This window comes from Streptomyces fildesensis (assembly GCF_016107395.1).
Taxonomy (GTDB): Bacteria; Actinomycetota; Actinomycetes; order Streptomycetales; family Streptomycetaceae; genus Actinacidiphila; species Actinacidiphila fildesensis.
Window position 1 is genome coordinate 116779 of sequence record NZ_JAAIKO010000021.1, and the last position, 6586, is coordinate 123364.

The 6586-nt window shown below is 73.3% G+C and carries 6 protein-coding genes; 2 read left to right on the forward strand and 4 right to left on the reverse strand.

Features of this window, described 5'->3' with window-relative positions; all coding sequences use genetic code 11:
* Positions 1 to 4: 4 nt before the first annotated feature.
* Both C6N31_RS25170 and C6N31_RS25175 read right to left on the reverse strand, forming a co-directional pair.
* Positions 5 to 217 (reverse strand): hypothetical protein, encoded by a 213-nt coding sequence (locus tag C6N31_RS25170; protein ID WP_138353366.1) that lies wholly within the window; start codon positions 215 to 217, stop codon positions 5 to 7.
* On the reverse strand, positions 210 to 1124 hold the full coding sequence (locus C6N31_RS25175; protein ID WP_198358267.1) for a histone: 915 nt from the start codon (positions 1122 to 1124) through the stop codon (positions 210 to 212). Before C6N31_RS25175 ends, C6N31_RS25170 begins: the two co-directional genes overlap by 8 nt.
* Positions 1125 to 1305: 181 nt before the next feature.
* Between C6N31_RS25175 and C6N31_RS25180 the strand changes: the two genes are divergently transcribed.
* On the forward strand, positions 1306 to 1653 hold the full coding sequence (locus C6N31_RS25180) for an SCP2 sterol-binding domain-containing protein (protein ID WP_138353367.1): 348 nt from the start codon (positions 1306 to 1308) through the stop codon (positions 1651 to 1653).
* 130 nt (positions 1654 to 1783) lie between these two features.
* On the opposite strand, the gene C6N31_RS25185 is transcribed toward C6N31_RS25180, so the two are convergent.
* Positions 1784 to 2803 (reverse strand): HAD-IIA family hydrolase, encoded by a 1020-nt coding sequence (locus tag C6N31_RS25185; protein ID WP_138353368.1) that lies wholly within the window; start codon positions 2801 to 2803, stop codon positions 1784 to 1786.
* A 74-nt stretch (positions 2804 to 2877) separates the two neighbouring features.
* On the opposite strand from C6N31_RS25185, the gene C6N31_RS25190 reads away from it, so the two are divergent.
* A complete protein-coding gene (locus tag C6N31_RS25190) occupies positions 2878 to 4146 on the forward strand; it encodes a DUF1015 domain-containing protein (protein WP_138353369.1) in 1269 nt (422 codons plus the stop codon).
* A gap of 90 nt (positions 4147 to 4236) precedes the next feature.
* Here C6N31_RS25190 and C6N31_RS25195 read toward each other — a convergent pair whose 3' ends face one another.
* A complete protein-coding gene (locus C6N31_RS25195) occupies positions 4237 to 5073 on the reverse strand; it encodes a tetratricopeptide repeat protein (protein ID WP_198358271.1) in 837 nt (278 codons plus the stop codon).
* Positions 5074 to 6586 lie beyond the last annotated feature (1513 nt).

Consider the following 6586-nt stretch of genomic DNA (forward strand, 5'->3'; position numbering starts at 1 on the left):
CGGTTCAGCTCCTGTTGTCGTCGAGTGCGGTGAGCGCTTCGCGCAGCCCACGGTGCACATCCTCGTACACCTCGATGTGATCCGCGGTCGGCAGGTCGTCGGCGTCGCTCAGCCGCACGATCAGCGTGTCCACCGCGGCCTGGCCGGTGGGCGCCGGTGCCAGGCCCAGCGGAGCGATCCCGTTCGGCGGCCCCTCCCCGGGCAGCGGTTCACTCATCGGAGGCCGTCTTCTTGCGGGCGGCGGTCTTCTTGGCGGGTGCGGCCTTCTTCGCGGCGGGGGCCTTCTTCGCCGGAGCGGTCTTCTTCGCCGGCGTCGTCTTCTTCGCTGCGGAGGTCTTCTTGACCGGAGTCGGCTCCTTGGGCGGAGCCGTCTCCTTGGCCGCGGGAGACTTCTTGGCGGGAGCCGTCTTCTTGGCGGGAGCCGTCTTCTTCACGGTGGCCGTCTTCTTCGCGGGAGCGGCCTTCTTGGCAGGCGGGGCGGTCTTCGTGGCGGCCGGCGACGTCTTCTTCGCCTTGGCCGGAGCCTTCGGCTCGGTCGCCGCGGGCCGCTCGGGCTGCACCGTCTCTACGGGCTTGGCCGGCTTCGCTGACTTCGCGGACGTCACGGACCGGACCGGCGCTACGGGCCGCTCGGTGGCGGCCGGCCCGGCGGGAGCCTCCGGATCGACGGGGTAGACCGGCTCGGCCGGCTCGGCCGGCTCCATCGGGTCGACCGTGATCCGCTCGAACAGCGGTGACGCGGTCCCGGTGGAAGCGGCCCCGAAGCCGGCGTCCACGTCCTCCTCCTCGTCCTCGAGGTTCCGGACGCGGCGCTCCAGCGCCTCCAGGACCACACCGACCTTCGTGACCTCGTCGGCGACCCGTCCGACCCGGCTCATCGCCTTGTCGACCTCCTCGCGGATCAGCCCGATCAGCAGATCGCGGTTGGCCCGTCCGGCCGCCATCAGCTCGTCCGCCAGCGTCTGCACCTCCGGCGGAATGCTCTCGCCGATCCTGCGCTGGACGGCGTCGACATCTATCCCCGTCTGGTCGAGCAGCTCCCTGGCCGCCCCCACCGCCCGCCGCCGGGTCGCCTCGGTCAGGCCGCCCGCGATCTGCAGACAGGTACGCAGCGCGTCCCGCATCGCCCTCACTCCTCGCCTCGCCATTGCCTCGCCATTGACGTATCCGCACCTGACGCTACCCGTACTGCCCGGCTCACGGCGTACGGTGCCCTGAGGTACCGTCGATCGAACGGATCACATGATCGTGGCGCGGGCGACCCCGGCGCCTGTACGCACCACCCGAACGGGAGACGCCCGACCGATGGCGACCATCGAGGAGTGCCGCAGCGCACTCGACCAGCTGTCGGAGAACCTCACGCGGGCCAACGGCGACATCCGCAGCGCCACGTCCCTGGACCGGTCGCTGAGCTGCCACATCACGGACCTCGGCACGACCTTCGTCGGACGGCTGACGGACGGCCGGATCCATGACGTGACGACGGTGCCCGGCGCGCCCGCCGAGAAGGCGCAGATCCGGCTGGCGATGGCCGGCGACGACCTCATCGCCCTGGTCGGCGGCGAACTGAGCTTCGCCAAGGCGTGGGGGAGCGGCCGGGTCAAGCTGGAGGCCGGCCTGCGGGACCTGCTGCGGCTGCGCTCACTGCTCTAGGGCGTGTTGCGAAAGTCCCGCCTGGCACGCGACGCCTGGACGCGCCCTACGGGCGAACGGCGCCACTTTCGACACACGCCCTGGCGGCACCCGGCCGGCCACCGACCTCCGACCACCGACGGCCCGGGGCTCAGAACCCGAGCCGCGCCAGCGCCTTCCCGGCGTCCGACTCGCACGCGCCGTCGCCCGCCGCCGCCCAGGCGGCCGCGCACAGGGCCCGCAGTCCGTCGAGGGCGTCACCATCGCCCTCCACCGTGAGCGCGTCGCCGTCCGCCGAAGCCGTCCAGCCGCCGCAGCGCGCCCCGTCACCGTCCACCGTGACCTCCGGCTGCGGTTCCAGCAGCCCGCGCAGATCGGCCGCCACATACGTCGGCCGGTGCTTCGGCACGGCGGCGAGCAGCTGCGCCGCCGTCGTCACACCCGTCAGCACCAGCAGCGAGTCCACCTCGGCGCCGGTCGCACCCTCGATGTCGGTGTCCAGCCGGTCGCCGACCACCAGCGGTCGCTTCGCACCGGTCCGCAGGATCGTCTCGCGGTGCATCGGCGGCTGCGGCTTGCCCGCCACCTGCGGCTCGGCGCCGGTAGCGATCCGTACGACCTCCACGGCCGCGCCGTTGCCCGGCGCGATCCCGCGCGGGTTCGGGATCGTCAGATCGGTGTTGGACGCGAACCACGGCACACCGCGCGCCACCGCGAACGAGGCCTCCGCCAGCAGCGACCAGCGCAGCTCGGGATCGTAGCCCTGCACCACGGCCGCCGGACCGTCCTCCGCCGACGCCACCGGCTCGAGACCGCGCTCGCGCAGCGCCGTCTGCAGCCCCTCGCCGCCGATCGCCAGCACCCGCGAGCCCGCCGGCACCTGCTCGGCGATCAGCCGGGCGACCGCCTGAGCCGAGGTGATCACGTCCTCCGCTTCCGCGGGCACGCCCAGCTCCGTCAGATGTGCGGCCACCGTCTGCGGGGTGCGGGCCGCGTTGTTGGTGACGTACGCGAGGTGCATCCCGTGCTCGCGCGCGGTGGCGAGGGACTCGACGGCGTGCGCGATGGCCTCGCCTCCCGCGTACACGACCCCGTCGAGATCGAGCAGAGCCGTGTCGTACGCGGCGTCCAGTGCTCGGTCGGAACCGCTCGGACTGGTCCGGTGGGTCATCGCGTGTCCGCTCCTCGTATGTCGTCCATCACCTTGATCATCCCCCATCGCCGCGGGCCACGTAGCATGCCCTGATGACCACTTCAGGACCCGCTCCCCACGGCTTGCGCCTCGCGCCCTTCCGCGGGCTCCGCTACGTGCCGGAGAGGGTGGGCAGCCTGGCCGCCGTCACCTCGCCCCCGTACGACGTCGTGGTCCGGCCGGACGGGCAGCGTCATCTGGAGACCGCCGACCCGCACAACGTCGTCCGTCTCATCCTGCCCCACAACGCCGATCCCACCAGCCGCCACCGGCAGGCCGCCACGGCCCTCGACCGGTGGCAGCGCGAGGGCGTCCTCGCCCCCGACCCGGAACCCGGGCTGTACGTGTACGAGCAGCGGGACGGCGACCATCTGCAACGCGGCCTGATCGGCGTCCTGCGGCTCACGCCGCCCGAGGAGCGGATCGTGCTCCCGCACGAGGACGTCATGCCGGGGCCGGTGGCCGACCGCGCCGCCCTGATGCGCGCGACCGGCGCCAACCTCGAACCGCTGCTGCTCGCCTACCAGGGCGGCGGCACCGTCGCGGAGATCGTCGACCGTACGGCGGACACCGAACCGCTGCTCGCCACCACCACCGAGGACGGCATCCACCACAAGTTGTGGTCGATCACCGATCCGGGGACCCTCGCCGCGATCGACGCCGACCTGTCGCCCCGCCAGGCGCTCATCGCCGACGGCCACCACCGCTGGGCAACCTATCTGCGGCTGCAGGCCGAGCAGTCCGGGCCGAGCCCCTGGGATCACGGCCTGGTGCTCCTCGTCGACACCGCCCACTACCCGCTGCGGGTCCGTGCCATCCACCGGGTGCTCCCGCAGCTTCCGGTCGCCGACGCCGTCGAGGCCGCCCGGCACGCCTTCCGCGTGACGGACGTCGACGGACCGCTGCCGGTGGCGCTGGACGCGCTGGCGGCGGCCGCGGCGGAGGGCAACGCCTTCCTGCTCGCGGGCGACGGCCGGTTCCGGCTGCTCGACCGGCCGGATCCACTGCAGATCGACCGATCCGTACCGCACGACCGGCCGCGCGAATGGCGGCAGCTCGACGCGACGGTCCTGCACAGCCTGCTCCTCGACGACATCTGGCAAGTGCCCGACGTCCCGGAGCACATCAGCTATCTGCACACGACGGAGTCGGCCGTCGAGCAGGCGGAGCGGCACGGCGGCACGGCAGTCCTGATGCACCCCGTGGACGAGGCCGTCGTCCGTGAGCTGGCCCGCCAGGGCGTCACGATGCCCCGCAAGTCCACCTCCTTCGGACCGAAGCCGGCCAGCGGCCTGGTCATGCGCAGCCTCGAACTGGGCTGAGCCGACGCCCGAGCTCGCCCCGCAAGGACGCAACGCGAAGAGGCGGCACCCGCGATGTCCGCGGGTGCCGCCTCTCAGTTGTGCGAGCGCTCAGGCCTTGCTGGTGCCCGTACCGGGCTCCTTGAAGGGCGAGTCCAGGAACGACGCCGGATCGGCCTCGTCCGTGATGTCGACCTCGGCCTCGGTGATCTCGACGTCGTCCTCGTCGTCCTCGTCATCGTCCGCGTCGTCCTCGGACTCCGCGTCCGCCGGCACGACGGACTCCGCCAGGTCGTGCGACTCCGCGGGGTCCTCGACGAGCGCGTCCACGAACTCGACGCCGTCCAGCTCGGCGAGCCGGTCGGAGGCGTCCGTGCTGCCGCTCTGGTCGGCCTCCGCCGCCTTGGCGAACCACTCGCGCGCCTCGGCCTTGCGGTCCACGGCGAGCAGCGCGTCGGCGTAGGCGTACCGCAGTCGCGCGGTCCACGGGTTCATGGCGTTCGCCGCCAGCTCGGGACCCTGCAGCGTCACCACCGCGGCCTCGGGCTGGCCCATGTCCTGCCGGGCGCCCGCGGCGACGAGCCGCATCTCGACCTGACCGGCCTTGTCCAGCTTCTGCACCTCCGGCGCACCCGCCATCGCCAGCGCGCGCTCCGGACGGCCCATGCCGCGCTCGCAGTCCGCCATGACCGGCCACAGGTCCACGGAACCCGTCATCCGCTTGGTGGCGCGGAACTCCGCGAGCGCCTCGCCGTAGCGAGCGGTCGCGTACGAGGCGAAGCCGGCGGCCTCCCGCACGGCGGCGACGCGCGACGCGAGCCGCAGGGCGATCCTGGAGTACTCGTAGGCCGCCTCCGGGTCCTCGTCCAGCAGCTGCGCCACCATGACCAGGTTGCGCGCCACATCGTCGGCGAGCGTCTTCGGCAGGCTCATCAGCTCCTGGCGCACGCTCGGGTCGATCTCCTGACCCGTGACCTCGTCCGGGATCGGCAGCCGCTTGACCGGCTCCCGCTCCTCACGGCGGTCCTCACGCCCGGCGCTCTCGAACCGTCCGTGGCTCTCCTCCGCCGGCCGGCGGCTCTGGCCCCGGTCGTCGTCACGGCGCGGCCCACGCGGGGGCGCGTCACGGCGGTCGTCCTGACGCGGACCGCGCGGCGGCCCGTCACGACGGTCCTCACGCGGGCGGTCGCTGCCGGGACGGCTGCTGCTCGGACGGTCACTGCTGGGACGGTCACTGCTGGGACGGTCGCTGCCCGACCGCTCGTAGCGCGGACGGTCCTCACGGGGACGGTCCTCACGCGGACGCTCGAAGCGCGGCCGGTCCTCGCGGGGACGGTCACTGCTCGGCCGGTCGCTGCTGGGACGGTCGTACCGGGGGCGGTCGCCCTGGGGACGGTCGTCGCGGCGGAAGCTGCCGCCGCGGTCGTCCTGGCGGGGGCCGCGCGGCGGGCCGTCACGGCGGTCGTCACGGGGACGGTCACTGCTGGGGCGGTCGTAGCGCGGACGGTCGCCCTGCGGGCGGTCGTCACGGCGGAAGCCGCCGCGGTCACCGCTCGGGGGGCCGGAACGCGGACGGTCACCCTGCGGGCGGTCGTCGCGACGGAAACTGCCGCCACGGTCGTCACGGCGGTCACCGCTGGGCGGGCCGGAGCGCGGACGGTCGGAGCGCGGGGGGCCGTCACGATGGTCGTCACGGCGGAAGCTGCCGCCACGGTCGTCGGGACGCGAGCCACCACGCGGCGGGCCGTCACGACGGTCGTCACGGGGACGGTCACTGCTGGGGCGGTCGTAGCGCGGACGGTCACCCTGCGGGCGGTCGTCACGGCGGAAGCCGCCGCGGTCACCGCTCGGCGGGCCGGAACGCGGACGGTCACCCTGCGGACGGTCGTCACGACGGAAGCTGCCGCCACGGTCGTCGGGACGCGAGCCACCACGCGGCGGGCCGTCACGACGGTCGCCACTCGGCGGGCCGGAACGCGGACGGTCGCCCTGCGGACGGTCGTCACGGCGGAAGCCGCCGCGGTCACCGCTGGGACGATCCGTACGCGGGCGGTCTTCACGCGGACGGTCAGAACGGGGGCGATCAGAGCTCGGACGGTCAGAACTCGGGCGGTCGGTACGGGGTCGGTCGTCACGACGGTCATCCCGGCGGAAACCGCCGGCCCGGTCACCATCGCGGCGCGGGCCGCCGGTGCGGAAACCGCCCCGGTCGCCACCGCTCTGTCGCGGCTCCCGGCGCTCAGGCCGATCCGACCGATCCTCGGGCGAGTTGGACATCGTCGTAACTCCTTGGTTCGTGCTGCTGTAGTGCCAGTCTCTCGTACCTGCCGAGTGACCGCGCACCGGTGGGGCAAAACAAAAAGACCCTCGGTCCCAGCGCAGAGGCCGGGACCGAGGGTCCATAAAGATTGTTCGGCGGCGTCCTACTCTCCCACAGGGTCCCCCCTGCAGTACCATCGGC

Excerpts from the sequence above, each read along its gene's own strand:
- C6N31_RS25180 (WP_138353367.1), top strand. The coding sequence starts at position 1,306 with ATGGCGACCATCGAGGAGTGCCGCAGCGCACTCGACCAGCTGTCGGAG.
- C6N31_RS25185 (WP_138353368.1), bottom strand. The coding sequence starts at position 2,803 with ATGACCCACCGGACCAGTCCGAGCGGTTCCGACCGAGCACTGGACGCC.
- C6N31_RS25190 (WP_138353369.1), top strand. The coding sequence starts at position 2,878 with ATGACCACTTCAGGACCCGCTCCCCACGGCTTGCGCCTCGCGCCCTTC.
- C6N31_RS25170 (WP_138353366.1), bottom strand. The coding sequence starts at position 217 with ATGAGTGAACCGCTGCCCGGGGAGGGGCCGCCGAACGGGATCGCTCCG.
- C6N31_RS25175 (WP_198358267.1), bottom strand. The coding sequence starts at position 1,124 with ATGCGGGACGCGCTGCGTACCTGTCTGCAGATCGCGGGCGGCCTGACC.